The 25988-nt window shown below is 72.0% G+C and carries 22 protein-coding genes; 17 read left to right on the forward strand and 5 right to left on the reverse strand.

Annotated elements, in window-relative coordinates; genetic code table 11:
- Nucleotides 1–218 precede the first annotated feature (218 nt).
- From AB0L37_RS27530 to nudC, 4 genes are all read left to right on the forward strand, one after another.
- Nucleotides 219–3518 carry an ATP-dependent DNA helicase gene (locus AB0L37_RS27530; RefSeq protein WP_365510832.1) on the forward strand — a complete coding sequence of 1100 codons (3300 nt, stop codon included), beginning with the start codon at nucleotides 219–221 and terminating at the stop codon, nucleotides 3516–3518.
- 63 nt (nucleotides 3519–3581) lie between these two features.
- Nucleotides 3582–7121 carry an ATP-dependent DNA helicase gene (locus tag AB0L37_RS27535; protein WP_365510835.1) on the forward strand — a complete coding sequence of 1180 codons (3540 nt, stop codon included), beginning with the start codon at nucleotides 3582–3584 and terminating at the stop codon, nucleotides 7119–7121.
- Nucleotides 7122–7131: 10 nt separating this feature from the next.
- Nucleotides 7132–8544, forward strand: coding sequence for a dipeptidase (locus AB0L37_RS27540; RefSeq protein WP_365510838.1), 1413 nt, complete (start codon nucleotides 7132–7134; stop codon nucleotides 8542–8544).
- Between the two features lie 89 nt (nucleotides 8545–8633).
- Nucleotides 8634–9593, forward strand: a complete 960-nt coding sequence (gene nudC / locus AB0L37_RS27545) for an NAD(+) diphosphatase (RefSeq protein ID WP_365510841.1) — start codon at nucleotides 8634–8636, stop codon at nucleotides 9591–9593.
- Here nudC and AB0L37_RS27550 read toward each other — a convergent pair.
- Entirely contained in the window at nucleotides 9590–9832 is a 243-nt protein-coding gene (locus AB0L37_RS27550) for a mycoredoxin (RefSeq protein ID WP_365510844.1), read from the reverse strand. The two genes, nudC and AB0L37_RS27550, sit on opposite strands and share 4 nt — an antisense overlap.
- 162 nt (nucleotides 9833–9994) lie before the next feature.
- Here AB0L37_RS27550 and AB0L37_RS27555 point away from each other — a divergent pair, with 162 nt between their 5' ends.
- The 5 genes from AB0L37_RS27555 (at nucleotide 9995) to AB0L37_RS27575 (ending at nucleotide 13899) form a co-directional block, all read left to right on the forward strand.
- Nucleotides 9995–12214: an ATP-dependent DNA helicase UvrD2 gene (locus AB0L37_RS27555; RefSeq protein ID WP_365510847.1), complete on the forward strand. Its 2220-nt coding sequence runs from the start codon at nucleotides 9995–9997 to the stop codon at nucleotides 12212–12214.
- Between the two features lie 161 nt (nucleotides 12215–12375).
- Nucleotides 12376–12699: a hypothetical protein gene (locus tag AB0L37_RS27560; RefSeq protein ID WP_365510850.1), complete on the forward strand. Its 324-nt coding sequence runs from the start codon at nucleotides 12376–12378 to the stop codon at nucleotides 12697–12699.
- 187 nt (nucleotides 12700–12886) lie between these two features.
- A complete protein-coding gene (locus AB0L37_RS27565) occupies nucleotides 12887–13255 on the forward strand; it encodes a WhiB family transcriptional regulator (RefSeq protein ID WP_338700248.1) in 369 nt (122 codons plus the stop codon).
- Nucleotides 13252–13575, forward strand: coding sequence for a hypothetical protein (locus tag AB0L37_RS27570; protein ID WP_365510853.1), 324 nt, complete (start codon nucleotides 13252–13254; stop codon nucleotides 13573–13575). Before AB0L37_RS27565 ends, AB0L37_RS27570 begins: the two co-directional genes overlap by 4 nt.
- Nucleotides 13576–13695: 120 nt before the next feature.
- Entirely contained in the window at nucleotides 13696–13899 is a 204-nt protein-coding gene (locus AB0L37_RS27575) for a hypothetical protein (protein WP_365510856.1), read from the forward strand.
- 16 nt (nucleotides 13900–13915) lie between these two features.
- Here the strand turns inward: AB0L37_RS27575 and AB0L37_RS27580 are convergent, their stop codons facing one another.
- Nucleotides 13916–15280, reverse strand: coding sequence for an AarF/ABC1/UbiB kinase family protein (locus AB0L37_RS27580; RefSeq protein WP_365510859.1), 1365 nt, complete (start codon nucleotides 15278–15280; stop codon nucleotides 13916–13918).
- 67 nt (nucleotides 15281–15347) lie between these two features.
- Nucleotides 15348–16511, reverse strand: coding sequence for a TOMM precursor leader peptide-binding protein (locus AB0L37_RS27585; protein WP_365510862.1), 1164 nt, complete (start codon nucleotides 16509–16511; stop codon nucleotides 15348–15350).
- 232 nt (nucleotides 16512–16743) lie between these two features.
- On the opposite strand from AB0L37_RS27585, the gene AB0L37_RS27590 reads away from it, so the two are divergent.
- The 4 genes from AB0L37_RS27590 to AB0L37_RS27605 all read left to right on the forward strand — a co-directional run bounded on the left by AB0L37_RS27590 (nucleotide 16744) and on the right by AB0L37_RS27605 (nucleotide 20614).
- Nucleotides 16744–17340, forward strand: coding sequence for a M48 family metallopeptidase (locus tag AB0L37_RS27590; RefSeq protein WP_365510865.1), 597 nt, complete (start codon nucleotides 16744–16746; stop codon nucleotides 17338–17340).
- A gap of 111 nt (nucleotides 17341–17451) precedes the next feature.
- Nucleotides 17452–19149 (forward strand): TerD family protein, encoded by a 1698-nt coding sequence (locus AB0L37_RS27595; protein WP_365510868.1) that lies wholly within the window; start codon nucleotides 17452–17454, stop codon nucleotides 19147–19149.
- 11 nt (nucleotides 19150–19160) lie between these two features.
- On the forward strand, nucleotides 19161–19841 hold the full coding sequence (locus tag AB0L37_RS27600) for an AIM24 family protein (protein ID WP_365510871.1): 681 nt from the start codon (nucleotides 19161–19163) through the stop codon (nucleotides 19839–19841).
- A gap of 17 nt (nucleotides 19842–19858) precedes the next feature.
- Nucleotides 19859–20614 (forward strand): AIM24 family protein, encoded by a 756-nt coding sequence (locus AB0L37_RS27605; protein ID WP_365510874.1) that lies wholly within the window; start codon nucleotides 19859–19861, stop codon nucleotides 20612–20614.
- A gap of 62 nt (nucleotides 20615–20676) precedes the next feature.
- Here AB0L37_RS27605 and AB0L37_RS27610 read toward each other — a convergent pair whose 3' ends face one another.
- Together AB0L37_RS27610 and AB0L37_RS27615 are read right to left on the reverse strand one after the other, a co-directional pair.
- Nucleotides 20677–21201, reverse strand: coding sequence for an NUDIX hydrolase (locus AB0L37_RS27610; RefSeq protein WP_365510877.1), 525 nt, complete (start codon nucleotides 21199–21201; stop codon nucleotides 20677–20679).
- Nucleotides 21198–22646 carry a zinc-dependent metalloprotease gene (locus tag AB0L37_RS27615; RefSeq protein WP_365510879.1) on the reverse strand — a complete coding sequence of 483 codons (1449 nt, stop codon included), beginning with the start codon at nucleotides 22644–22646 and terminating at the stop codon, nucleotides 21198–21200. The genes AB0L37_RS27610 and AB0L37_RS27615 overlap by 4 nt, the downstream gene beginning before the upstream one ends.
- Nucleotides 22647–22836: 190 nt before the next feature.
- On the opposite strand from AB0L37_RS27615, the gene AB0L37_RS27620 reads away from it, so the two are divergent.
- The 4 genes from AB0L37_RS27620 to AB0L37_RS27635 all read left to right on the forward strand — a co-directional run bounded on the left by AB0L37_RS27620 (nucleotide 22837) and on the right by AB0L37_RS27635 (nucleotide 25900).
- Nucleotides 22837–23949, forward strand: coding sequence for an SDR family oxidoreductase (locus tag AB0L37_RS27620; RefSeq protein ID WP_338700262.1), 1113 nt, complete (start codon nucleotides 22837–22839; stop codon nucleotides 23947–23949).
- 68 nt (nucleotides 23950–24017) lie between these two features.
- Nucleotides 24018–24482 carry a molybdenum cofactor biosynthesis protein MoaE gene (locus AB0L37_RS27625; RefSeq protein ID WP_365510883.1) on the forward strand — a complete coding sequence of 155 codons (465 nt, stop codon included), beginning with the start codon at nucleotides 24018–24020 and terminating at the stop codon, nucleotides 24480–24482.
- Nucleotides 24483–24585: 103 nt separating this feature from the next.
- On the forward strand, nucleotides 24586–24750 hold the full coding sequence (locus AB0L37_RS27630) for a hypothetical protein (RefSeq protein WP_365510886.1): 165 nt from the start codon (nucleotides 24586–24588) through the stop codon (nucleotides 24748–24750).
- A gap of 70 nt (nucleotides 24751–24820) precedes the next feature.
- Entirely contained in the window at nucleotides 24821–25900 is a 1080-nt protein-coding gene (locus AB0L37_RS27635; RefSeq protein ID WP_365510889.1) for a PDZ domain-containing protein, read from the forward strand.
- The last annotated feature ends 88 nt before the right edge of the window (nucleotides 25901–25988 follow it).

Below are 25988 nucleotides of genomic sequence, written 5' to 3' on the forward strand. Positions count from 1 at the left end.
GAGCGGGGCACTCCGCCACGACCGTGTCCGTTCGTGAGACAGAGCACACCTGTGCCGAGAGGGACCCGAGGGAGGCGTCGGAAGCCCGGCTTCCGCCACACTCGACGGCGTAGCGTCGACGGAACCGTCGATGGCAGACACCTCCTTCACCCCCCAGTCACCGCCCTGCGCGGTCGGCGCTCCGACCACCAGCACACCCACCAGGACCAGCGATCCACGTGAGCTCCTCTTCGTCCACCCGGCACCTGTCGCCGCACCAGGCGCGACAGGCGGTCCCCGGTGCGTATCGACTGGTGCGTACCCCGCCGGTTCCGGTGGACCCCCCTCGACTGGACGCACATCAGCGTGCCGTGGTTGACCACGCTCACGGACCGCTCCTCGTCCTCGCCGGACCCGGGACGGGCAAGACGACGACTCTTGTAGAGGCCGTCTCCGCACGCATCGCCCAGGGCACCGAACCCGGGCGCATCCTGGTGCTCACGTTCAGCCGCAAGGCCGCCGTCGAACTGCGCGACCGCATGGCGCTGCGCATAGGAGCGGCGCGCGCACCCCAGGCGACCACGTTCCACTCGTTCTGCTACGCCCTGGTCCGCGCCCACCAGGACGCGGATCTCTTCGCGGAGCCGCTGCGCCTGCTGTCCGGCCCCGAGCAGGACGTCACCGTACGGGAGCTGCTCGCGGGCCAGATCGACCTGGAGCAGGCCGGACTCGCGCATGTGCGATGGCCCGACGAGCTGCGTGCCTGCCTGACCACGCGCGGCTTCGCCGACGAGGTGCGCGCCGTCCTCGCGCGCAGCCGCGAACTCGGCCTCGGACCGGGCGCCCTGGACGCGTTCGCGCGCCGCATCGGCCGCCCGGACTGGCGCGCGGCCGCCACGTTCCTCGCCGAGTACCTGGACGTGCTCGACATGCAGGGCGTGCTCGACTACGCCGAGCTGGTCCATCGCGCCGTGCTCCTCGCCCACCGTCAGGACGTCGCCGAGCAGCTCGCCGCCCAGTACGACGCCGTGTTCGTCGACGAGTACCAGGACACCGACCCGGCGCAGGTGCGGCTGCTGCACGCGCTCGCGGGCGGCGGCCGCACCCTGGTCGCCTTCGGTGACCCGGACCAGTCGATCTACGCGTTCCGCGGCGCCGACGTGAACGGCATCCTGGACTTCCCGGACGCCTTCCCGCGCACCGACGGCAGGCCCGCGCCCGTCGAGGTCCTCACCACCTCCCGGCGCTCCGGGGCCCGCCTCCTGGAAGCGACCCGCCGGGTCACCCAGCGCATGCCGCTGACCCGCCTGCCGGCCGACAAGGTGCGCGCCCACCGCGATCTCGCGCCGGTACGCGGCGGAGGCAGGACCGAGGTCTACACGTATCCGACGTCCGGTACGGAGCTCGACAACATTGCGGACATCCTGCGCCGTGCCCACCTGGAGGAGGGCATCGCGTGGAGCGACATGGCCGTCCTGGTGCGCGCGGGCACCCGCAGCATCCCGTCGGTGCGCCGGGCGCTCACCGCGGCCGGCGTGCCCCTGGACATCGACGGCGACGATCTTCCGCTGCGCCACGAACCGGCGGTCGCACCGCTGCTGACGGCCCTCAAGGCGGTGTCGTACGGGCCTGGGGACGAGGCCGAGGAGGAGGGCGAGGAGGCCTGCTGGCTCGACACGGAGACCGCGCTCACCCTCCTCGCATCCCCCCTGGCCGGCATGGACGCCGCCGATCTGCGCCGCCTCGGACGCGCCCTGCGCGAGGAGGAGCGCGCCGCCGGCAACCACCTGCCCCCGCCCTCGGACGACCTGCTCGCCCGCGCGGTCGCCGAGCCCGAGCGGCTCGCCCTGCACGACCCGGCCTACGCGCGGGGCGCGCAGCGGCTCGGCGCCCTGCTCGCCCGCGCCCGCGCGAAGCTCGCCGACGGCGGCACCGCGGAGGACGCCCTGTGGGAGCTGTGGGACGGCACGCCCTGGCCGCAGCGGTTGGAGCGCGCGGCCCGGCGCGGCGGCGCCGCGGGCCGCAACGCCGACCGGGACCTGGACGCCGTGTGCGCCCTGTTCGCCGTCGCCGCGCGCGCGGAGGAGCGCGTCGGCGGGCGCGGAGCACGCAACTTCCTGGAGGAGCTGGACGCCCAGGACATCGCCGCCGACACCCTCGCAGGGCGCGCCGTACGGCCCGACGCCGTCCGCCTGATGACCGCGCACCGCTCCAAGGGCCTGGAGTGGCGCCTCGTGGTGGTCGCGGGCGTCCAGGAGGGCCTGTGGCCCGACCTGCGCCGCCGCGGCTCCCTCCTGGAGGCCGACCGCATCGGACGCGACGGGCTCGCCGAACCCCTCACTCCCGGCGCGCTCCTGTCCGAGGAGCGGCGGCTGTTCTACGTGGCCGCCACGCGCGCGCGGGAGCGACTCGTCGTGACCGCGGTGAAGGCGCCCGCGGACGACGGTGACCAGCCCTCCCGGTTCCTGACCGAACTCGGGGTCGAGCCCAAGGACGTCACGGGCCGCCCCCGCCGTCCGCTCTCCGTCGCCGCGCTCGTCGCCGAACTGCGCGCCACGACCGTCGATCCGCGCGTGTCCGACGCCCTGCGGGAGGCCGCCGCCCGCCGCCTCGCCCGCCTCGCGGCACTCAGCGACGACGACGGCCGCCCCTTGGTGCCGTCCGCCCACCCCTACCGCTGGTGGGGCATGTACGAGCCGACCGAGAGCAAGGTCCCGCTGCGGGACCGCGACAAGCCCGTCGTGCTGTCGGGAAGCGCTCTCGACCAGCTCGCCAACACCTGTTCGCTGCAATGGTTCCTGGGCCGCGAGGTCAAGGCGGACGCCCCGGCGACCGCCGCCCAGGGGTTCGGCAACGTCGTGCACGTCCTGGCCGACGAGGTCGCCTCCGGCCGCACCCCCGCCGATCTCGACGTCCTCATGGAGCGACTCGACTCCGTATGGGACGCGCTCGCCTTCGACGCGCCCTGGAAGTCGGCGCAGGAGAAGGAGAACGCGCGCGCGGCGCTCGAGCGGTTCCTTCAGTGGCACGTCATGGACCGCACCGGCCGCACCCCCGTCGCCAGTGAGCACGACTTCGACGTGACCCTCGAAGCGGGCTCCTACGAAGTGCGCATCCGCGGCTCCATGGACCGCGTCGAGCGCGACGCCGAAGGCCGCGCCTACGTGGTCGACTTCAAGACCGGCAAGCAGGCCCCCACCGCCGCGGACGTGGCACGCCACCCCCAGCTCGCCGTGTACCAGCTCGCCGTCCGCGAGGGCGCCGTCGACGAGCCCTTCGACGGCGTACGCCCGGAGCCCGGCGGCGCCGAACTGGTGCAGCTGCGCCAGGGCGCCCCCAAGAAGGACGGCGGCGAGACCCTGCCCAAGGTGCAGGCCCAGGAGCCCCTGGAGGGCGAGTGGGTCGGCGAACTCCTCGCCACCGCGGCCGGCAAGGTCCTCGACGAACGCTTCGCGCCGACCGCCGGCCAGCACTGCACGCACTGCGCCTTCCGCGCCTCGTGCAGCGCGCGACCCGAGGGCAGACACGTCGTGGAGTGACGTGCGCCTCCGCTGAGCCGGAACGGGCCGGCGCTGTCAGTGGTGCCGGTTAGCCTCGATGAGGTGACCACACGCCTCACCGACCCCGAGCAGCTCAAGGAGCTGCTGGGCATCCCGTTCACCCCGGAGCAGATGGCCTGCATCACCGCGCCGCCCGCCCCGCAGGTGATCGTGGCCGGAGCCGGTTCCGGCAAGACGACGGTGATGGCCGCGCGCGTGGTCTGGCTGGTGGGCACCGGGCAGGTCGCACCCGAGCAGGTCCTCGGCCTCACCTTCACCAACAAGGCGGCCGGCGAGCTGGCCGAGCGCGTCCGCAAGGCCCTGGTCAAGGCGGGTGTCACCGACCCCGACGCCATCGACCCGGACAACCCGCCGGGCGAGCCCGTGATCTCCACGTACCACGCCTTCGCGGGCCGGCTCCTGACCGACCACGGCCTGCGGATCGGCCTCGAACCCACGACACGGCTGCTCGCCGACGCCACCCGCTTCCAGCTCGCCGCGCGCGTGCTGCGCGAGGCACCCGGCCCGTACCCCGCGCTCACGCGGTCCTTCGCCGACCTCGTCAGCGACCTGCTCGCGCTCGACGCCGAGCTGGCAGAACACCTCGTACAGCCAGGCAAGTTGCGCGCGTACGACCACGACCTGCTGCGCACCCTCGAAGACGTCAAGCTCAGCAACGCGGATCTACGCAAGGTGCCCGAAGCCGCCGCGGCGCGCCTGGAGCTCGCCGAACTGGTCGGCCACTACAGAGAGGCCAAGCGGGCGCGGGACGTCCTCGACTTCGGTGACCAGATCGCGCTGTCCGCCACGCTCGCCGACACCCGGCCCGAGGTCGGCGAGATCCTCCGCGACGAGTTCCGCGTGGTCCTGCTCGACGAGTACCAGGACACCTCCGTGGCCCAGCGGATCCTGCTGGCAGGCCTGTTCGGCGGCGGCACGGGGCACGCGGTCACCGCCGTGGGCGACCCCTGCCAGGCGATCTACGGCTGGCGCGGCGCCTCCGTCGCCAACCTCGACGACTTCCCGCGCCACTTCGCCTACGCCGACGGCCGCCCGGCCACCCGCTTCGCGCTCAGCGAGAACAGGCGCAGCGGCGGCCGCCTCCTGGACCTGGCGAACGGACTGGCCGAGCCGCTGCGCGCCCTGCACGCGGGCGTGGAGGCTCTGCGCCCCGCCCCCGGAGCCGAGCGCGACGGCACCGTGCGCTGCGCCCTCCTGCGGACGCACAGCGAGGAGATCGACTGGCTCGCCGGTTCGATCGCCCACCTCGTGGCCACCGGCACGCCGCCCGGCGAGATCGCCGTCCTGTGCCGCACCGCGACGGACTTCGCGGAGATCCAGGGCGCGCTCGTCGCCCGCGACATCCCCGTCGAGGTCGTCGGACTCTCCGGCCTGCTGCACCTGCCCGAGGTCGCCGACCTGGTCTCCGTCTGCGAGGTGTTGCAGGACCCGGGGGCCAACGCCGCCCTGGTCCGCCTCCTGACCGGCCCGCGCTGGCGCATCGGCGCCCGTGACCTCGCCCTCCTGGGCCGCAGGGCCCGGCTGCTCGTCTCCCACGCGCGCGGCGGCGGCGAGGACGACCCGGACCGGCGCCTGGCCGAGGCCGTCGAAGGCGTCGACCCGGCCGAGGTGATATCGCTCGCGGACGCGCTCGACACGTTCCTGGAGACCTCCGTGGAGGCCGACGGGGACGACGACGGGCTGCCGTTCTCGCCGGACGCGCGCGTGCGCTTCGCCCGGCTCGCCGCCGAACTGCGCGACCTGCGCCGCTCCCTGTCCGACCCCCTCATGGACGTCCTGCACCGCGTCCTCGCCGTCACCGGCCTGGAGGTCGAACTCTCCGCGTCCCCGCACGCGCTGGCGGCCCGGCGCCGCGAGACGCTGTCCAACTTCCTCGACATCGCCGCGTCGTTCGCGGCCAACGACAGCTCCGCGACGCTCCTCGCCTTCCTGGGCTTCCTGCGCACCGCGGCCCAGTACGAGAAGGGCCTCGACAACGCGCTGCCGGGCGGCGAGGACACCGTGAAGGTGCTCACCGCCCACAAGTCCAAGGGCCTGGAGTGGGACGTCGTCGCGGTGCCCGGCCTCGTCAAGGGGACGTTCCCGAGCGCCCAGGGCCGCGAGAAGTGGACGGCACAGGGCAAGGTCCTGCCCCACGACCTGCGCGGGGACGCCGCGACGCTGCCCGACGTCGAGACGTGGGACGCCCGCGGCATGAAGGCGTTCCACGCCGACATGAAGGACCACCAGCACACCGAGGAACTGCGCCTGGGATACGTCACGTTCACCCGCCCCCGCAGCCTGCTGCTCGGCTCCGGCCACTGGTGGGGTCCCTCACAGAAGAAGCCCCGCGGCCCCTCCGACTTCCTTCAGGCGCTGTACGACCACTGCGCCACCGGGCACGGCGAGATCGAGGCCTGGGCGGACGAGCCCGCCGAGGACGAGGAGAACCCCGCCCTCCAGGAGGCCTCCGCCGAGCACGCCTGGCCGCTGCCGCTCGACGAGGCGTCGCTGGCGCGCCGCCGCCGCGCCGCCGACACCGTCCTCGCCCACCTGGAGCGGGCCGGCGACCCCGCGCAGGCGCGCGCCCACACGCAGGCCCACCCGGCCGTCCACGACGAGCCGCCCTTCGAGGACCCCGACTGGCCACCCCCGCCGGACGACGAGGAACTCGCCTTCGAGGACGAGGCTTTTGCGGCCGACGCCCCCGACGACTGGGACACCCTGTCCGCCGACCGGCCCACCGTCCCGCACCCGGCGCCCCGGCCGGACGCGTCCGCGCCGCACGCGCGCGTGCACGAGTTCCCCGAGCCGCCGCCCGCCGTACCGCACCCGGCCGCCGCCCCGGAGCCGGAGCTCACCCCGGAGGAAGCCCGCACCCTCGACTCCTGGGACCGCGACCTCGACGCCCTCGCCGGTGAACTGCTGCGCGCCCGCGCCGCCGTACGGGACGTGCCCGTGCCGCATTCGCTCACGGCGTCGCAGCTCCTGCGCATGGCCGCCGACCCCGACGGCTTCGCCCGGGAGCTGGCCCGCCCCATGCCGCGCCCCCCGCAGCCGGCGGCCCGCCAGGGCACGCGGTTCCACGCCTGGGTCGAATCGCGCTACGAAGAGCTGCGGCTGCCCATGCACGACCCGGAGGATCTGCCCGGCAGCGACGCCGAGATCGCCGACGCGCATGACCTGGAGGTGCTCAAGGAGGCCTTCGAGCGCACCCCGTACGCCGACCGCACCCCCTACAGGGTCGAGTTCCCCTTCCAGCTGGCCCTCGCGGACCGCGTCGTCCGCGGCCGCATCGACGCCGTCTACAAGGAGGGCGACGGCGACGAGGCCACGTACGAGATCGTCGACTGGAAGACGGGCCACATGAAGGCGGCCGATCCGCTCCAGCTGGCCGTCTACCGGCTCGCCTGGGCCGAGCTGATGGACGTGCCCCTGGAGTCGGTGGGCGCCGCCTTCTTGTACGTACGCACCGGTGAGACGGTCCGGCCGCGGCGGCTGCCCGGGCGGGCGGAGCTGGAGCGACTCTTCGAGGAGGAGTCGCAGGCCCTCCACGAGACTGCCGAGGAGCCGCCGGACGAACACACTCTGGTGGGGGATTAGGCTCGTGACCATGAGCAAGCCCGTTGACAGCGCCGTCAGCACCGTCCGTGCGTACGTCGAGAACCACCGTGAGGCATTCCTCGACGACCTCGCCGCGTGGCTGCGGATCCCCTCCGTGTCCGCTCAGCCCGCCCACGCACCGGACGTGCGGCGCAGCGCCGACTGGCTCGCCGGAAAGCTGGCCGCGACCGGCTTCCCGACCACCGAGGTCTGGGAGACGCCCGGCGCCCCCGCCGTCTTCGCGGAGTGGCCCTCCGGCGACCCGCAGGCCCCCACGATCCTCGTCTACGGACACCACGACGTGCAGCCCGCCGCCCGCGAGGACGGCTGGGACACCGACCCCTTCGAGCCCGTCGTCGTCGGCAACCGCCTGTACGCGCGCGGGGCGGCCGACGACAAGGGGCAGGTGTTCTTCCACACACTCGGCGTCCGCGCCCACCTCGCGGCCACGGGACGCACCGCCCCCGCGGTCAACCTGAAGCTGCTGATCGAAGGCGAGGAGGAGTCCGGGTCCCCGCACTTCCGCGCGCTGGTGGAGGAGCGCAAGGAGCGGCTCACCGCCGACGCCGTGATCGTCTCCGACACCGGCATGTGGGCCGAGGACACCCCCACGGTCTGCACCGGCATGCGCGGCCTCGCCGACTGCGAGATCGAGCTGCGCGGGCCCGACCAGGACATCCACTCCGGCTCGTTCGGCGGCGCCGTGCCGAACCCGGCGACCGCGGCGGCCCGCCTGGTCGCCGCCCTGCACGACGAGCACGCGCGCGTGGCCGTGCCCGGCTTCTACGACGGCATCGTCGAACTCACCGAGCGGGAGCGCGAGCTCTTCGCCGAGCTGCCCTTCGACGAGGCGCAGTGGCTGCGTACGGCCAAGTCGCACGCCACCTACGGAGAGGCCGGACTGACCACTCTGGAGCGCATCTGGGCGCGCCCCACCGCGGAGGTCAACGGCATCGGCGGCGGCTACCAGGGCCCCGGCGGCAAGACCATCGTGCCGTCGTCCGCGATGCTGAAGCTCTCCTTCCGGCTGGTCGCGGGGCAGGATCCGGACCACATCGAGAAGGCCGTCACCGCCTGGGTCGCCGAGCAGCTGCCCGCCGGGATCAGCCACACGATCACCTTCGGCGCCGCCACCCGCCCCTGCCTCACGCCGCTCGACCACCCCGCCTTGCAGTCCGTCGTCCGCGCCATGGGGCAGGCCTTCGAGCAGAAGATCCGCTTCACGCGGGAGGGCGGCTCGGGGCCCGCGGCCGACCTTCAGGACGTTCTCGACGCCCCGGTTCTCTTCCTGGGCATCTCCGTCCCCTCGGACGGCTGGCACGCCCCGAACGAGAAGGTCGAACTCGACCTCCTCATGAAGGGCGTCGAAACCACCGCCTACTTGTGGGGCGATCTCGCGGAGAGCTGGGCAGATGCACACTGAACGAGGCGCCCCGCAGCCGTCCTGCCGCACGTCCTGCTGAACCGCCCGTCGAACCACCCATTTTTTCACCGGGGGAGTTGGAAGCACCTGTGACCACCTGGACCGATCGCACCACGGACCTCGCCGGAGGCCGACCGCTCACGCTCGCCGCGCCGAGCGGCATCGACCGTGCCGCGCACCACCGCGTCGACGAGCCCTGGCTCGCCGCCGCGTGGAGCCACCCCACGACCCGGGTCTTCGTGGTCTCCGGCGGCCAGGTGCTCATCGACGAGACACCGGACGGCGCGACGGAACTGGTCATGACGCCGTCCTTCGAAGCGCCCCTCACCGAGGCCCACCGCTACTTCCTGGGCACCGACGAGGACGGCGTGAGCTACTTCGCGCTCCAGAAGGACACACTGCCCGGACGCATGGACCAGTCCGCGCGCCCGGCGGGCCTGCGCGAGGCGGGGATGCTGCTCTCGCCGCGGGACGCCGGCCTCATGGTGCACGCGGTCGCCCTGGAGAACTGGCAGCGGCTGCACCGCTTCTGCTCCCGCTGCGGCGAGCGCACCGTCATCGCCGCCGCGGGCCACATCCGCCGCTGCCAGGCCTGCGGGGCCGAGCACTACCCGCGCACCGACCCGGCCGTGATCATGGCCGTCACGGACGAGCAGGACCGCATCCTGCTCGGCCGTCAGGTGCACTGGCCCGAGGGCCGCTTCTCGACGCTCGCGGGCTTCGTGGAGCCCGGCGAGTCCATCGAGCAGTCGGTGCGCCGCGAGGTCTTCGAGGAGGCGGGCGTCCACGTCGGTCACGTCGAGTACGTCGCCAGCCAGCCCTGGCCGTTCCCGTCCAGCCTGATGCTCGGCTTCATGGCGCACGCCACCTCCACGGAGATCAACGTGGACGGTGACGAGATCCACGAGGCGCGCTGGTTCTCCCGCGAAGACCTGCGGGCCGCCTTCGAGTCCGGGGAGGTCATGCCCCCTTACGGAATCTCGATTGCGGCCCGCTTGATCGAGCTCTGGTACGGCAAGCCCCTGCCGAAGCCCAACGACGCGCTCTAGGCGCCGATCTTCTGCTTGACCTGCGCGAGCGACGGGTTCGTGAGCGTCGAGCCGTCGGCGAAGAGGACGGTGGGGACCGTCTGGTTCCCCCCGTTCGCCTTCTCGACGAACGCGGCGGACTCCGGGTCCTGCTCGATGTTGATCTCGGTGTATCCGATGCCCTCGCGGTCCATCTGCTTCTTGAGCCGCTGGCAGTAGCCGCACCAGGTGGTGCTGTACATCGTCACAGTGCCCGCCATGTTTCTCGCGCTCCTTTGTGGCTGGGGATGCGTGTTCGCAATGAGACGAACGTACGCGACGCGCCGACCATTCCCGCACGTCGGGCGCATTAGTACGACGAACACCGGCTGCCTGTGGGCAACGCGGCGCACCTGCCCCCGGCGACCTGGCAGCATGGCGGGGTGACAGCAGCAACGCACTCCACCCTGTTCCCGCAGGTCCCGGAATCGGCCGACGCGGTGCTCGACGGGCTCGACCCCGAGCAGCGCGCCGTGGCGACGGCCCTGCACGGTCCGGTGTGTGTGCTCGCGGGCGCGGGCACCGGCAAGACCCGCGCGATCACCCACCGCATCGCGTACGGCGTCCGGGCGGGCATCCTCCAGCCCGGCACGGTCCTCGCCGTCACGTTCACCAACCGCGCCGCCGGCGAGATGCGCGGCCGGCTGCGCCAGCTCGGCGCCGGGGGAGTGCAGGCCCGCACGTTCCACTCGGCGGCGCTGCGCCAGCTCCAGTTCTTCTGGCCGAAGGCGGTCGGCGGCGACCTGCCGCGGCTCATCGACCGCAAGATCCAGCTCGTGGCCGACGCCGCGACGGCCTGCCGGATCCGCCTCGACCGGGGCGAGCTGCGCGACGTGAGCGCCGAGATCGAGTGGTCCAAGGTCACCCAGACCGTCCCCGCGGACTACGCGGCGGCGGCCCACAAGGCAGGCCGCGAATCGCCCCGCCATCCGGCCGAGATCGCCCAGATCTACGCCAACTACGAGACGCTCAAGCGGGACCGCTCGGTCATCGACTTCGAGGACGTCCTGCTCCTGACGGTCGGCATCCTCCAGGACCGCCAGGACATCGCCGAGCAGATCCGCGCCCAGTACCAGCACTTCGTGGTCGACGAGTACCAGGACGTCAGCCCTCTCCAGCAGCGCCTGCTCGACCTGTGGCTCGGCGACCGCGACAGCCTCTGCGTCGTCGGCGACGCCAGCCAGACGATCTACTCCTTCACCGGCGCCACCCCCGACCACCTGATCAACTTCCGTACCCGCCACCCCGGCGCCACCGTCGTCAAGCTCGTCCGTGACTACCGCTCGTCGCCCCAGGTCGTGCACCTGGCCAACGGCGTACTGTCCCGGGCGAGCGGCCGCGCCGCCGAGCACCGCCTGGAGCTGATCTCGCAGCGCGAGGCCGGCCCGGAGCCGGTCTACGTCGAGTACGCCGACGAACCCAGCGAGGCCGAGGGCGCGGCCCGCCGCATCCGTGAGCTGATCGACGGCGGGGTCTCGGCCGGCGAGATCGCGATCCTCTTCCGGACGAACGGACAGTCGGAGATCTACGAACAGGCCCTCGCCGACGCCGGAGTGCCCTACCAGCTGCGCGGAGCCGAGCGCTTCTTCGAGCGGGCCGAGGTCCGCAAGGCAGGCCACTCCCTGCGCGCGGCGGCCCGCTTCGGGAGCAACGACGCGGGCCTGGACGAGGCCGTGGACCTGCCCTCCCAGGTGAGAGCCGTGCTCTCCGGCGAGGGCTGGACGAGCGAGCCGCCCGTCGGCTCCGGCGCCGTCCGGGAGCGCTGGGAGTCCCTCGCGGCCCTCGCCCGGCTCGCCGAGGACTTCGCCCGGGCCAACCCGGACGCGACCCTCGCCGACTTCGTCGCGGAGCTCGACGAGCGGGCCGCCGCGCAGCACGCCCCAACCGTGGAAGGCGTCACGCTCGCGTCGCTGCACGCGGCGAAGGGTCTGGAGTGGGACGCCGTGTTCCTGGTCGGCCTCGCCGAGGGCATGATGCCGATCACGTACGCCAAGACCGACGAGCAGATCGAGGAGGAGCGCCGTCTCCTCTACGTGGGCGTGACCCGGGCCAGACGCCACCTCGGCCTCTCGTGGGCCCTGTCCCGCTCGCCCGGCGGCCGGCCGAACCGGCGCCCCAGCCGCTTCCTCGACGGCCTGCGCCCGGGCTCCACCGGCGCGGCCGGGCGCGGCGCGGGCGTCGGGCAGGGCGGCGTCGAGCTCGGCACCCGACGCCAGGCGCGCGAACCGCTCGGCGCCGCCGCACAGCGCCGCACCGACCGGAAGGTGGCGCGCTGCCGAGTGTGCGGGCGCACGCTGGAGGCCGCCGAGATGAAGCTGATGCGCTGCGAGGACTGCCCGTCGGACATGGACGAGGGCCTGTACGAGCGGCTCATCGAGTGGCGCTCGCGCACCGCGGCCGAGCTCGGTCAGCCCGCCTTCTGCGTCTTCACCGACAAGACCTTGATCGCCATCGCCGAGGCGTCGCCGGAGGACGAGCGGGATCTGTCCCGCATCCCGGGCGTCGGCAGACGGAAATTTCGCACCTACGGATCCGATGTCCTGGCCATTTGTGCAGGTCAGGCAGTGGGCGACGAGCCCGTGGCCGACGAGTCGGACGACTGATTCAAACTCGACGAAAAAATAGTTTGCGCATGCCCCAGGAATCCCCATAGGTTCTTAAGCACGAGAGCAGCGGCCTTCTCGAAGGCCCTGGTTCCGTGTTGTACTTGAAAGCCGTCGGACCGGGTGACCGGTCCCCTAGACGCCGAGAGGAGGCGAATCCAGTGATCAGCATCAAGGCCAGCTCCACCAGCACCGTCAAAATGACCGATCGCTCGGTCGTCGCTTCCTGCCTGCTCGGCTTCTCGAACCTGGGCACCGGTCTGTCTGGCGTCAGCGCCATGCGTCCGGCCTCTGCCCTGTCTCTCGCGGGTCTTCCCATTCGCGAGGGCAATGAGCGACCGACCAAGGCACCGGAAGCAGTAGCGACGGCACAGGCTCAGGCCTATGCCTTTGCCGCGGCCGGTGCCGGATTCCGGAAGCAGACGACGCAGCACCACACGATGTGGGCCTTCCGTGGGCCTGAACCCTGGAGTGATCCAGCCTGATCGACGATCAGGCCGGCGCCTTCAGGGCCGCGGAACCCCACCCGGGATCCGCGGCCCTTCTGTTTTCCCGGAAGACCCAGCGATCTTCCGAGGAACCAGAGCGAAGGGGCCTCGGGACAAGAAAAGAACCCGGTACCACCGCCACCCGGCCCACCGGCCGGAATGACCAGACGAGGAAGAAAACACCGTGCAACTCGAAGCGCACGCCCCGTCCGTACCGCCTTCAGACCCTCTGCCCCCGCCCGTGTCCACGGAGGACTCCACCTTGAACCCGCTGACTGCGCTCACCGCGCTCGACGACGCCATCGAGAACCTCGGCGTGCCCGTCCCCTGCCGTGCCTACGACCCCGAGGTCTTCTTCGCGGAGTCGCCGGCGGATGTCGAGTACGCCAAGTCCCTCTGCCGTACCTGCCCGCTGGTCGAGGCCTGCCTCGCCGGCGCCAAGGAGCGGCGTGAGCCGTGGGGCGTCTGGGGTGGCGAGCTGTTCGTCCAGGGAGTTGTCGTGGCCCGCAAGCGGCCGCGTGGCCGCCCGCGCAAGAACCCGGTTGCGGCATGAACACCCCAGGAACGATCGACCGCCCCCTCACGCACGACCCCAAGAAGCAGGCCCCGATGAAGCCGTCCACGAGCGAGCCCGCCGGCTCCGCGATCCCAGACTTCACCCCCACCGGCGCGAACGACTCGCGTCAGAACAGGACCCGTCAGATGCAACTCATCCCAGAAGCCCTGGCTCGTGCGCATATGCACGAACAGCTGCGTGAGGCCGAGAGCGAACGCAGGGCCGTGCGCCTCGTCGTGGCGCGCCGGATGCAGCGCCGTGCCGAGCGCGCGTCCCTGCGCGCCCGGCGCGCGCTGGCCATGGCCGTCATGCAGTGACCACCGGACGTGACAGCCGGACGCCGTAGCTGTCCCCGCGGGGGCCGGTCCTTCCCGGACCGGCCCCCGCGGTGCGTGGTGTGACCGGCGTTCCCCGCGCCGCGGAGTTATCGTCGCCGGGTGACGTCTCTTCCTGGCGGGGACTGTGACCAGCAGCCCGAACCCTCGGCCGTCGTCTGTACCCGATGCGGCACGCGCGCCCCAGGAGTGCCGCTGACCTGGACGTGCTCCAGAGAGAGCGGTGTCAGCCGCTACTTCTGCGACACCTGCTCCCGGGAGAACATCAGAGCCATCGAGGGGCGGCTCGACTCCGACTGGTGGTGACCACGACCGGCGGTGATCAGGCCTCGGCGGCCTTGCCCGGCGACTCCTCCTCAGCGAACTCCGGCACGAACCCCGGCACCCACGCCTCCAGTTCGTCCCTGAGCCGGACCGTGGCGCCGAGCTGGCACAGCACCCCGATCGTGCTCAGCGTCACCCGGTGTATCAGCAGGTAGGCAGGGGGAAGGTTGAGCTGCTTGCCCAGCTGGTGCGCGGGCGAGCGGGGGTCCGCGATCCGCGCCGCCTGGTTGCGCATCCAGGAGCGGGTGAACGTGAAGGCCTCGACCTCGGCCGGTTCGATGATCGGCAGCAGATAGTCGAGCACCGCGTCCGGCTCGAGCTCGATCGACTCCCTGACGAAGCCCTCCTCGCGCAGCAACTCGTAGACCCCGACCGCGTCACCGTCGAGCGTCATCCGCAGGGAGGCGCCGATCGGTGCGGGCAGGCCGCCCGGGAGACGGTCCACCGTCCCGAAGTCCAGGACGCCGAGCCGCCAGCCGCCCTCCTCGTCCGGCAGCAGACGGAAGTTGCCCGGATGCGGATCGGCGTGCAGCAGCCCGGTGCGCGCCGGGCCCGAGAACAGGAAGCGCGCCAGCAACTGGCCCGCGCGGTCGCGCTGTTCCTCCGTACCGTCGTTGATGATCTCCGCGAGCGGCGTCCCGTCGATCCACTCCGTCACCAGGACCTGGTCGCACTGGTGCACCACGTGCGGCACCACGACGTCCGGGTCGTCGTCGAACTCCTCGGCGTGGGCGCGCTGGGCCTGGGCCTCCAGCGCGTAGTCCAGCTCCTCCGAGACGCGGTCCCGCAGCTCGGTGATGAGCGGCTTGATGTCCATCCCCGGGATGAGCGGCCCCAACAGCCGCGCGAAACGGCTGAGTTGGGTGAGATCGGACAGCAACGCCTCGCCCGCGCCCGGGTACTGCACCTTCACGGCGACCTCGCGCCCGTCGTGCCACGTGGCCCGGTGCACCTGCCCTATCGACGCGGCCGCCGACGGCTTGTCCTCGAACTCCAGGAACAGCTCGCGCCATTGCTCGCCGAGCCGCTCCGCCAGAATCGCGTGCACGGTGCGGGTCGGCATCGGAGGAGCCGCTTCCTGAAGCTTGGTCAGAGCCGCCCGGTAGGGGCCCGCGACCTCCTCCGGCAGCGCCGACTCGAAGACGGACAGGGCCTGCCCGAACTTCATCGCCCCGCCCTTGAGTTCACCCAGGACCTTGAACAACTGCTCCGCCGTGCGCTGCTGGAGCTCACGGCCGACGATCTCGGCGGACTTGCCGCCGATGCGCTTGCCGAGGCCCCAGGTGGCACGGCCGGCGAAGCCGATTGGCAGCGCGGCCAACTTGGCGGTCCGGGTAACCGCCTTCCGGGGAAGATCAGACATACACCCCTCCAAGTGCCGGACAGCCGTGCTGCGCATGCCCAGGCGACGTGACACCGTCAGCCATTGCTTACCCGACCATTGTGTCGTGCGGCCCTTGCTCCACGGAGGCCTCCTGCCCGTTAGCTCTCTCACCCGCACCGCACGGGCACTGTGGATGCGGCCACACCGGCCGGGCGTGCCAGTCCAGACCGGGCGCCGACGCCTCCCAGCGCGCTCCCGTGCTCGACGGCAACTCCCCGTCCAGGAACGCCAGTCCATGAGCCGCGGCAAGTCCGGCGACCGCCGTGGAGAGCCCCACGTCACAGGCCCCCACCTGGCGCGAGGCCCGCCCCGAGCGCCACTGCGCGAGCAGCCGGGGCCACGTCGGATCGCGGTCCGCGCGGCCCAGCGACAAACAGTGCGCGCACCCCGTGCCGCCCGGCAGCACCAGGGGCCCCACGATCCCGGTGGCCTCGACGACCCCCGCGTACAGATGCGGGATGCCCGCAGCCACCAGGTCCTCGACCGCGGCGGGATCGGGGGAGTGGATCGCGAGTCCGTCCCGCGGAGCGACGATCACCAAGGAGAGCGGCGGCTCCCCGGGCTCCTCCTGCGCCGGACGCGAGGAGGTCCTGCGCCGGTCGGGGCGTGGTGCCCGGGCCGGGGCCATGGACCGCACCACCCGCCGGGCCGACACGTCACGGCGCTCGCCCACCGCCTCCACGCCCTGACCGCCCGGCGCCACGTCCCACGGCTCCACGCAGCCGCCGTCGCGTACGTCGACATGGCCGACGCCCGCCGCGGCGAGCACGGAGGCCACGACGGCACCCACCCGACCGGCCCCTCTGACCTGCACCCGCACGGCGCGCCGCGCCGCCAGTTTCTGCACGGCCTCGGCAGGTTCGGACGTCGTCACCGTCAGCGCGGCGTGGTCGGGGCGGAGCCGGTCCATCACCCGCGGTTGCGCGCGCAGCGCCTCGGCGGCCGGGCCGCCCCCGGTGGCGTCGTCCAGCAGCCCCGCCCCGGCCAGCCGTTCGAGAAGCGCGTCCACATGTCCGTCGGGCAGACCCATCCGCTGCGCCTCCTCGCGCAGCAACGGCACGCCGCGCGTCCCGTCGAGCAGCGTCATGAAGCTGCCCGTCGCCGTGTCGACCGGGCCGAGGATCACCGCGTGCGCCGGCGTCATCCCGCACTGCACCGTGTTCAGGTCGTGCCAGCCGCGCCGCAGCGCCGGTTTCAGAATCGGATGCATGGCTGTCCCCCCCGTGCTGTGCCGACTGCGCTCATGGCGCCGTACGGCCGGACCGTCGTACGCGCTCTTCGCGTCGACCGATCGTCAGCATGCCCGTCCGGCCGGAAGCGTGCGGAAAGTTGTCCACAGGGCTGTGGGGATAGTCGTACTAGTCGAAGGGTGGGGGCGCGGGAGCACACCGAAGAGGTCAGGAGGCGGGACTTCCGCCCTGTACAGCGGGTAACGTCGGGGCGTGCCCGCCGACCCACTGCACCGTGCCACGAACACGCAGCGCAGCACGACCAGCCCGCCGCCAGGCGGTCCGGGGGTGAGCGCGGTCGAGGTCCGCAGGAGCGCCCGACGGCGCAGGACGGTCTCCGCCTATCGCGAGGGCGACCGCACCGTGGTCCTCATCCCGGCCCGGATGTCGGAGGCCGAGGAGCAGCGCTGGGTCAGCGTCATGCTCGACAAGCTCGCGGCGCAGGAGAGCAAGCGGGTCCTCGGCGACGCCGAGCTGGCCGAGCGTGCCGAGCGGCTCTCGGAGCAGTACCTCGACGGCAAGGCCCGCCCGGAGTCCGTCCGGTGGGTCACGAACCAGAACACCCGGTGGGGCTCCTGCACCCCCGCCGAAGGCAGCATCCGTCTCTCGCACCGCCTCCAGGGCATGCCCGAGTACGTCGTCGACTACGTCCTGGTCCACGAACTCGCCCATCTCCTCGTGCCGGGGCACGGCCCGCGGTTCTGGCGCCTCCTCGAGGCGTATCCGCGGACGGAGCGGGCGCGCGGCTACCTCGAAGGGGTGGTGGCGGCCGACCGGCTGCCGCATCTGCCGACCGCGCGCGGTGAGTGACGGTCCTCCCTCGGGTGTGTACCAGGGCTGTACCGACTTCTTCCGCCTACAGGGTTTGCCGTTAGCCTGGCGCGACGCAATCACCATCGGGATGGGGGACGGTCGTTACGCATGGCCAGGGAATTCCAACGCGGCCACAAGGCCAAGATCAGTGACCTCACCGCGGGCACCGATCTGTACGTAGGCGTACAGATCAGCGGCCCCGGCCTTTCCTTCGACATCAGCTGCTTCGGCCTCGACGCCGATGAGCGGTTGTCCGACGACCGGTACTTCGTCTTCTTCAACCAGCCGAAGACCCCCGAGGAGTCCGTCCAGCTGCTCGGCGCGCAGGCCGGCGACACGGAGTCCTTCCGCGTCACCCTCGACAAGATCCCCGCGCAGATCCACAAGCTGTCGTTCACCGCGACCATCGACGGCGCGGGCCAGATGTCCCAGGTGGCGCCCGGCTACCTCCGGATCGTCGCCGGTGGCGAGGAGGTCGCCCGCTACTCGTTCGGCGGTGGCGAGTTCACCACCGAGCGCGCGGTCATGCTGGGTGACTTCTACCTGAAGGACGTCTGGCGGTTCGCGGCCGTCGGACAGGGCTTCGACGGCGGCCTCGACGCGCTGCTGAAGAACTTCGGCGGCGAGGTCGCCGAGGAGGAGCCCGCCGCGCCGCAGCCCCAGGCCGCCGCCCCCGGCTTCGCGCCGCCCGCCCAGGCGACCGCGCCACCCGCCTTCGGTGCGCCCGCTCCGGCCCCGGCGCCGCAGGGCTTCGCGCCGCCGCAGCAGCCCACGCCCCCGCCGGCGCCCGCTCCGGCCCCGGCGCCGCAGGGCTTCGCGCCGCCGCAGCAGCCCACGCCCCCGCCGGCGCCCGCTCCGGCCGCGCCGCCGGTCCACGCGGCGCCCACCATCGTCGCCCCCCTGGCCACGCCGCCGGGCACGGTGCCGCCGCCTCCGGCGCCGGGAGCCCCGAGCCCGTACGGTCAGCAGCCACCGCAGCAGCCCCAGTTCGGGCAGGTCCCGGGCCAGGGCAGCGCGCCCCTGCCGCCCGGCTACGGGCAGCAGCCGCAGACCCCCGCCGCACCTCCCGGCTACGGCCAGCAGCCGCCCGGGGCACCGTCCCCGTACGGCGCTCCGCAGGGCGTCCCGCAGCAGGCTCCCGCCCCGGGTGTGTCGGCCGCCTTCGAGAAGTACCGCGAGGCACCGACCGGCCAGCGCTGGACGCTTCAGAACAAGAAGCTGATCCGCGTCGACCTCGGTGCGGGCGGCGACCAGGCCGTGCTCGCGCGCCAGGGCAGCATGGTGCTCTACCAGGGCAAGGTCGAATTCAGCTACAAGGGCGCCGGGTTCGCGGGACGCATCGTGGGCAACGCCACCGGCCAGGAGATGCAGCTGATGCGCTGCACCGGCCGCGGCCAGGTCTTCCTCGCGGAAGAGGCCACCCACCTGCACCCCATCGAGCTCCAGGGCGACGCGATCTGCGTCTCCGCGGAGAACGTCCTTGCCTACGACGAGAGCCTCCAGCACGAGGTGCGCAGGATCGAAGGACACGGCATCCCTGGAGGTGCCCTGTTCGTCATGCAGTTCCAGGGCACCGGCACCGTCGTCGTGAAGACGCACGGCACGCCGGTCGTGCTCCCGGTGACGCCGACGACCTTCGCCGACTGCAACGCCGTGGTGGCCTGGTCGGCGGCCGCCCAGGCGATCGTCTCCAGCCAGGTCCGGATGCGGCGCAACGCGTTCCCGGGCCACAGCGGGGAGAGCGTCAACCTCCAGTTCCGGGGCGCACCCGGCAACTTCATCGTCGTCCAGCCGTACGAGGTCTGAGGGAGCCCGTCATGAACCAGCCGATCGCGGGCTTCGCCCCGACCCCGGTAGCCGCCCGCATGGAGAACCACGGCAGCAACATGCTGAAGGTCGCCATGCAGACCGGAAACGACCTCTTCGCGCGCGTGGGCTCGATGGTCGCCTACGAAGGCTTCGTCCAGTACGAGCCGAACCCGCCCGCCGTACGCCAGATCGCCCGCGACTGGATGACCGGCGAGGGCGCGCCTCTTATGAAGTGCACCGGTGACGGTCTGCTCTACCTGGCCGACTACGGAGCGGACGTCGTCGTCATCAACCTCGGCGGCGACTCGATCTCCGTCAACGGCACCAACCTGCTCGCCTTCGACGCGCACCTCCAGTGGGGCGTCGAGCGCGTGAAGGGCCTCGCGAAGTTCGCGGGGCAGGGCCTGTGGAACATCACGATCAGCGGCCAGGGCTTCGTCGCCCTGACGTCGCGGGGCGCCCCCATCGTCGTCGACTGCGGCCGCGGCGAGGACGAGACGTACGTGGACCCCGACGCGCTCATCGCGTGGTCGCCGAAGCTCAAGGTGAAGGGCAAGCGCAGCTTCCGGGCCGGCTCGCTCATCGGGCGCGGCAGCGGGGAGGCCTACCAGATGGGCTTCTCCGGCGAGGGCATCGTCGTCGTACAGCCCAGTGAGGACAGCACCGACCGTCTCCGAGTCCGGGGCTGAGGGGGAGCGAACACACCATGCAGAGCCCGCTTTTCGCACACGCCGAGCAGCAGTCCCAGGACCGCTACACGGTGCAGAACCCGCAGATGCTGCGGGTCACCCTGGAAGGCCACGACGACATCCTCGCCCGTAAGGGCGCGATGGTCGCCTACCAGGGGCTGATGGAGTTCGACGGCGAGGTCCAGACGTCGGGGCAGCGGCGCGCCCGCGCCACCACCGGTGAGGGCCTGAGCCTGATGCGCTGCCACGGGCAGGGCACCGTCTACCTGGCGAACCTCGCCCAGTACATCCACGTCGTGGATGTCGAGCAGGACGGCCTGACCGTCGACAGCAGCTACGTCCTGGCGATGGACTCGTCCCTGCACCACGAGGTCATCGCCGTGGACAGCCAGTTCGGCATCTCCGGCTCCGGCAAGTACCAGCTCAACATCACCGGGCGCGGCAAGGTCGCCCTGATGACGTCGGGCCAGCCGCTGATGCTCCAGGTCACGCCCGACAAGTACGTCAATGCCGACGCGGACGCCATCGTCGCCTGGTCGACCGGGCTCCGGGTGCAGATGCAGGCCCAGACGCACTCCTCGGGCGTCTGGCGGCGCCGCGGCAACACCGGCGAGGGCTGGGAGCTCAGCTTCATGGGAACGGGCTACGCGCTCGTCCAGCCGAGCGAGCTGCTGCCGCCGCAGAACGCGGTGGTCGGGCAGGGCCTCGCCGCGCAGTACGGGATGGGTCAGCAGGGCGCCCGGGGCCAGAACCAGGGCAACGTCTGGAGTTAGCGCCTACTGGTGCATGTGTAAGGGGCGGACGCCAATGGCGTCCGCCCCTTACACGTACGTCCTCAGAGGCGCGCCCGCGTCGCCTCCACGAGCCGCACCACCGACGTGTCGGCCACGTCCGCGACCTCGTCGTACGGGAACCAGCGCAGGTCGAGCGACTCGTCGCTGATCGCCTCCGTGGCGTCCGCCGGGGCGAGCGCCGCGTACTGCGTGTCCAGATGCCACGAGCAGGGCCCGGGGATCGGGTGCTTGTCGAGGCGGACCGGGCCGCCCGGCAGGAGCGTGAGCCCCTGGATGCCGGACTCCTCGGTCGCCTCGCGCAGCGCGGCGGCCGCGAGCGTCGCGTCGCCGGGCTCGCAGTGGCCGCCCATCTGGAGCCACATCCGCAGCTTCTTGTGGAGCGTGAGCAGCACGCGCCCGCGCGCGGGGTCGATGACCAGGGCGCTCGCCGTCAGGTGGCCCGCGGTGCAGGGCTTCCACATGCCGGCGTCACCGTGCTCGGCCAGATGGTCCAGGTAGGTCTGGCGCAGCTCCGGCTGGTCCTCGTAGCTCTTCAGCACGAGGACCGCGTCGTCGTACAGGCTCACTTGGTGTCGTCGTCCTCGCCGCTGTCGTCCTTGGAGAGGTTCGGCTTGTCGCCGGAACCGCCCGCCGCCGCGTCACCGAGCATCTTGTCGAGCTCGGAGAAGTCCAGCTGCTCGCGGTGGACGAAGCCGTCCGGGTCGTCCAGGTCGGACGCCGTCGGCAGCATGTCCGGGTGGGCCCACAGGCCGTCCCGGCCGTCCACGCCACGGGCGTCCGTGAGCGAGGCCCACAGGCGCGAGGCGTCCCGCAGCCGGCGCGGGCGCAGCTCAAGGCCGATCAGCGTCGCGAACGTCTGCTCCGCCGGGCCACCGCTCGCGCGACGGCGGCGCAGCGTCTCGCGCAGCGCGTCGGCGGACGACAGACGCGGCTTGGCGGCCGCGTGGACCACCGCGTCGACCCAGCCCTCGACGAGCGCGAGAGCGGTCTCCAGGCGCGCGAGAGCGGCCTTCTGCTCCGGGGTGTCCTCTGGCTGGAACATGCCCTGCTGGAGTGCTTCCTGGATCTGCTCCGGGTTCTGCGGGTCGAACTGGCCGACCACGTCCTCCAGCTTCGTGGTGTCGACCTTGATGCCGCGCGCGTACCCGTCGACCGCGCCGAACAGGTGCGAGCGCAGCCACGGCACGTGCGCGAACAGGCGCTGGTGGGCGGCCTCGCGCAGCGCCAGGTAGAGGCGGACCTCCTCCTGGGGGACACCGAGGTCCTTGCCGAACGCCTCGATGTTCAGCGGTAGCAGCGCGGCCTTGCCGGCCGGGGCCAGCGGCAGGCCGACGTCGGTGGAGCCGACGACCTCGCCCGCGAGCACGCCGAGGGCCTGCCCGATCTGCGAACCGAACATGGCGCCGCCCATGGAGCGCATCATGCCGATGAGCGGGCCCGCCATGGCCTGCATCTCCTCGGGCAGCACATCGCCCATGGCCAGGCCGACACGCTCGGCGACCGGGTCGACGAGCTCCTTCCAGGCGGGGAGCGTCGCCTCGACCCACTCGGCGCGGCTCCACGCCACGGCCGAGCCGGCGCCGGACGGCAGCGACGTCGCGTCGTCCAGCCACAGGTCGGCCAGGCGGACGGCCTCCTCGACCGCGGTGCGGTCGGCGCCGCCCACGCTCGCGTCCTTCACGCCGTCCTGCGTGCCCTGCGAGACGGTCTGGCGGGCGATGTCCTTCGCCATGTCCCAGTTCACCGGGCCGCCCTCGTAGGAGAGCATCTGGCCGAGCTGCTGGAACGCCGCCCCCAGATCGTTCGGATTCATCGAGCCGAACATGGCCGCGAACGGGTTGTCACCCCCCTCGCCGCCCGGGCCGCCCGCGCCGGGCAGGCCCGGGAACCCGAATCCGAAGGGGTTGGCCGGTCCCTGACCGCCACCGCCCTGCTGGTCCTTCTTCTTGCCCTCGTCGCCGTCGTCCGGCTCCTCCGGCGGAAGGCCGAAACCGAATGGGGTGTCACTCACGGGATTCCTCGGCTGGTAAGGCCACCGGTTCTGCCCCGGCGGCGACTGCCCGACTACACACCCAGCGTAGACACCATGGCGGGATCGGGCCTCGGTGCTTCGCCGACTCATGGCCTGCGGCAGGATGGATGCCTCCTGGTACGTACGCGTCATACACGTACGTACTGAAGACAACCGCTGGAGACGCCCGGTGAGTTCCCCAGATCCGCAGGTTCGCGCAGCGCGAAACCCCTCAACCAGTCCCGCCGTGCGCGGGCCCGTCGTCGCGATCACCGGAGCCGCCTCCGGCGTCGGCGCCCTGCTCACCGAGCGGCTCGCCGCCTCCGACGCGATCAAGCAGGTGCTCGCCATCGACGAGCGGCGCGGCGAGTGCGCCTCCGCGACGTGGCACATCCTGGACGTACGGGATCCGGCCATCGCCGAGAAACTGCGCGGCGCGGACGTCGTCGTCCACCTGGCGCTCGACCTCGACCTGGAGTCCGACCCCGCCGCCCGCACGGCCTACAACGTGCGCGGCACCCAGACCGTGCTCACCGCCGCCGCTGCCGCCGGGGTGCACCGAGTCGTCCTGTGCACCTCGACGATGGTCTACGGAGCGCTCGCCGAGAACGAGCTGCCTCTCTCCGAGGACGCCGAACTGCGCGCCACGGCCGAGGCCACCGGAGTCGGCGACCTCCTGGAGGTCGAGCGCCTCGCGCGCCGCGCCCCGCGCGCCCACCCCGGCCTGAACGTCACCGTGGTGCGTCCCGCGGTGCTCGTCGGCGGCACGGACACGGCCCTGACCCGCTACTTCGAGTCGCCGCGCCTCCTTGTGGTGGCCGGTTCGCGTCCCGCCTGGCAGTTCTGCCACGTGGAGGACCTGTGCAGCGCCCTGGAGTACGCCGTTCTGGAGAAGGTCGACGGGGAGCTCGCCGTCGGCTGTGACGGCTGGCTGGAGCAGGAGGAGGTGGAGGAGCTCAGCGGCATCCGGCGCATGGAGCTGCCGTCCGCCGTCGCGCTCGGCGCCGCGGCCCGGCTGCACCGCATCGGCCTCACCCCGTCCCCGGCCGGCGACCTCGCCTACACGATGTACCCGTGGGTCGTCAGCGGCAGCAGGCTGCACGACGCCGGGTGGCGCCCCCAGTGGACCAACGAGGAGGTCCTCGCCGAGCTCCTCGAAGAGGTCGCGGGGCGGCGCACGGTCGCCGGACGGCGGCTCGGGCGCAAGGACGCGACGGCGGCCGGTGCCGCGGGCGCGACGGTCGCGCTGCTCGGCACGGCGGCCGTGGTGCGGCGGGTGCGCAAGGCTCGGCGGCGCATCTAAGAAGCGGCGGGGGCGACTGTAGGAGGATCCAATTCCCGGCTGTCAGTGACGTGCGGCACGATGAGGGCATGGCACCCACTCAGCAGGACCACCCCGGTGAGCAGGCGGCGCAGGATCCGATCAAGCTGCTCGCCATCCGTGACACGCCGCTCTCCGTCGACGAGGTCTTCCAGGCCGTCGGGGACGACGCGGCGGGCGGCACCGCGCTCTTCGTGGGCACCGTGCGCAACCACGACGGCGGCGCCGACGTGGACAAGCTCGGCTACTCCTGCCATCCGAGCGCCGAGGCCGAGATGCGGCGCATCGCGGAGAAGGTCGTCGCCGAGTACCCCGTGCGCGCCCTCGCGGCGGTCCACCGGATCGGTGATCTGACGGTCGGTGACCTCGCCGTCGTCGTCGCCGTGTCGTGCCCGCACCGCGGCGAGGCCTTCGACGCGTGCCGCATGCTCATCGACGACCTGAAGCACGAAGTCCCCATCTGGAAGCACCAGACGTTCTCGGACGGGACAGAAGAGTGGGTCGGGGCCTGCTGAGGTTCCGGTTGCGTAACCGCACCCCTGCGGCGAGCGTTGACAGTGCGGATGGTTAATCTGCTGATCAGTCAGTTGCGGTCGCTCATGGGGTCGGGAGGTCCGAATGGCAGCGCTCATGTGGCTGCTCATTCCGGTTGTCGCCGCGGTCGGCGCCGGGCTGTGGGGAACGTGGGCCGGTCGCAATCGCCACAAGACCGGCGATGTGAGCGAGCTCAGCGGCTACGCCCGCTTCCGCGAAGCCATGGAGAAGTCGCACTCCGGAACCTGACCCCGGCGCCTGACCTCGTACGGACCGGCCCCAGGGGTGCGCTGACAGGCGCGTCCCGTACTGTCGTTCCATGCCACGCCGCACTGCGACGATGCTCGCCTCGACCCTGATCCTGATCGCGCTGCTGTGCGCGGGAGTTCTGATCAAAGTGCCCTACGCGGAGATGTCCCCGGGGCCGACGGTGAACACCCTTGCGGACCATGACGGCGAACCCGTGATCCAGATCTCCGGGCACAAGACGTACGACACGTCGGGGCACCTCAACATGACGACGGTGCGGGTCACCAGCGCCGACTACAACATGAACCTGGTGTCGGCGGTCTACGGGTGGCTCGCGCACGACAGCATCGTGGTGCCGCACGACACGCTCTACCCCGACGGCCAGACCGAGGAGCAGTCCTCGCAGGAGAACGCCGAGGAGTTCAGCCAGTCCCAGGAGAGCGCCAAGGTCGCCGCCCTGAACGAGCTGGACATCCCCGTGAAGTCCTGGGTCATCGTCTCCACCGTCGTCAAGGACAGCCCGGCCGAGGGCAAGCTGCACGCCGGCGACGTGATCAAGGCCGTCGACGGCACCAAGGTCACCAAGCCGGCCGACGTCGCCAAGCTCGTCACCGAGCACAAGCCCGGCGAGAACGTCGTCTTCACCGTCGTCCCCGTCAAGGAGGCGGCCGCCGCCGAGAAGGAGGGCAAGGAGGCGACCCGTACGGAGAATGTGACGATCAAGACGGACAAGGCCGAGGACGGCCGCGCGATCGTCGGCATTCAGGCCGGGACCGACCACACCTTCCCGTTCCAGATCGACATCAAGCTCGCCGACGTGGGCGGTCCCAGCGCGGGCCTGATGTTCTCCCTCGGCATCGTCGACAAGCTCACGCCCACCGACCTGACCGGCGGCAAGTTCGTGGCCGGTACCGGCACCATCGACGACGACGGCAAGGTCGGCCCGATCGGCGGCATCCAGATGAAGACCGTCGGCGCGCGCAACAAGGGAGCGCAGTACTTCCTGACCCCGAAGGACAACTGCTCCGCCGCGGCCAAGGACGTCCCGGACGGGCTCACCCTCGTCAAGGTGAACACGATCGACGACGCCGTGGACGCGTTGAAGGACATCCGCACCGGGAACACCGCCGACCTGCCCCAGTGCAAGTAGGCACGTAGAGGGGCGGGGGGGGGGGGGGCCGCGCCGCCCCCCCCACCGGGGGCCGCAAAGAAAAAAGGCCCACGACGACGCGCGCGCC

Origin of the sequence: Streptomyces sp. NPDC052225 (assembly GCF_040679615.1) — a bacterium.
Classification (GTDB): Bacteria; Actinomycetota; Actinomycetes; order Streptomycetales; family Streptomycetaceae; genus Streptomyces.

Excerpts from the sequence above, each read along its gene's own strand:
- AB0L37_RS27570 (WP_365510853.1), top strand. The coding sequence starts at position 13,252 with ATGAACACCCCAGGAACGATCGACCGCCCCCTCACGCACGACCCCAAG.
- AB0L37_RS27550 (WP_365510844.1), bottom strand. The coding sequence starts at position 9,832 with ATGGCGGGCACTGTGACGATGTACAGCACCACCTGGTGCGGCTACTGC.
- AB0L37_RS27595 (WP_365510868.1), top strand. The coding sequence starts at position 17,452 with ATGGCCAGGGAATTCCAACGCGGCCACAAGGCCAAGATCAGTGACCTC.
- AB0L37_RS27580 (WP_365510859.1), bottom strand. The coding sequence starts at position 15,280 with ATGTCTGATCTTCCCCGGAAGGCGGTTACCCGGACCGCCAAGTTGGCC.
- AB0L37_RS27585 (WP_365510862.1), bottom strand. The coding sequence starts at position 16,511 with ATGCATCCGATTCTGAAACCGGCGCTGCGGCGCGGCTGGCACGACCTG.
- AB0L37_RS27630 (WP_365510886.1), top strand. The coding sequence starts at position 24,586 with ATGGCAGCGCTCATGTGGCTGCTCATTCCGGTTGTCGCCGCGGTCGGC.
- AB0L37_RS27540 (WP_365510838.1), top strand. The coding sequence starts at position 7,132 with ATGAGCAAGCCCGTTGACAGCGCCGTCAGCACCGTCCGTGCGTACGTC.
- AB0L37_RS27625 (WP_365510883.1), top strand. The coding sequence starts at position 24,018 with ATGGCACCCACTCAGCAGGACCACCCCGGTGAGCAGGCGGCGCAGGAT.
- AB0L37_RS27605 (WP_365510874.1), top strand. The coding sequence starts at position 19,859 with ATGCAGAGCCCGCTTTTCGCACACGCCGAGCAGCAGTCCCAGGACCGC.
- AB0L37_RS27635 (WP_365510889.1), top strand. The coding sequence starts at position 24,821 with ATGCCACGCCGCACTGCGACGATGCTCGCCTCGACCCTGATCCTGATC.
- AB0L37_RS27600 (WP_365510871.1), top strand. The coding sequence starts at position 19,161 with ATGAACCAGCCGATCGCGGGCTTCGCCCCGACCCCGGTAGCCGCCCGC.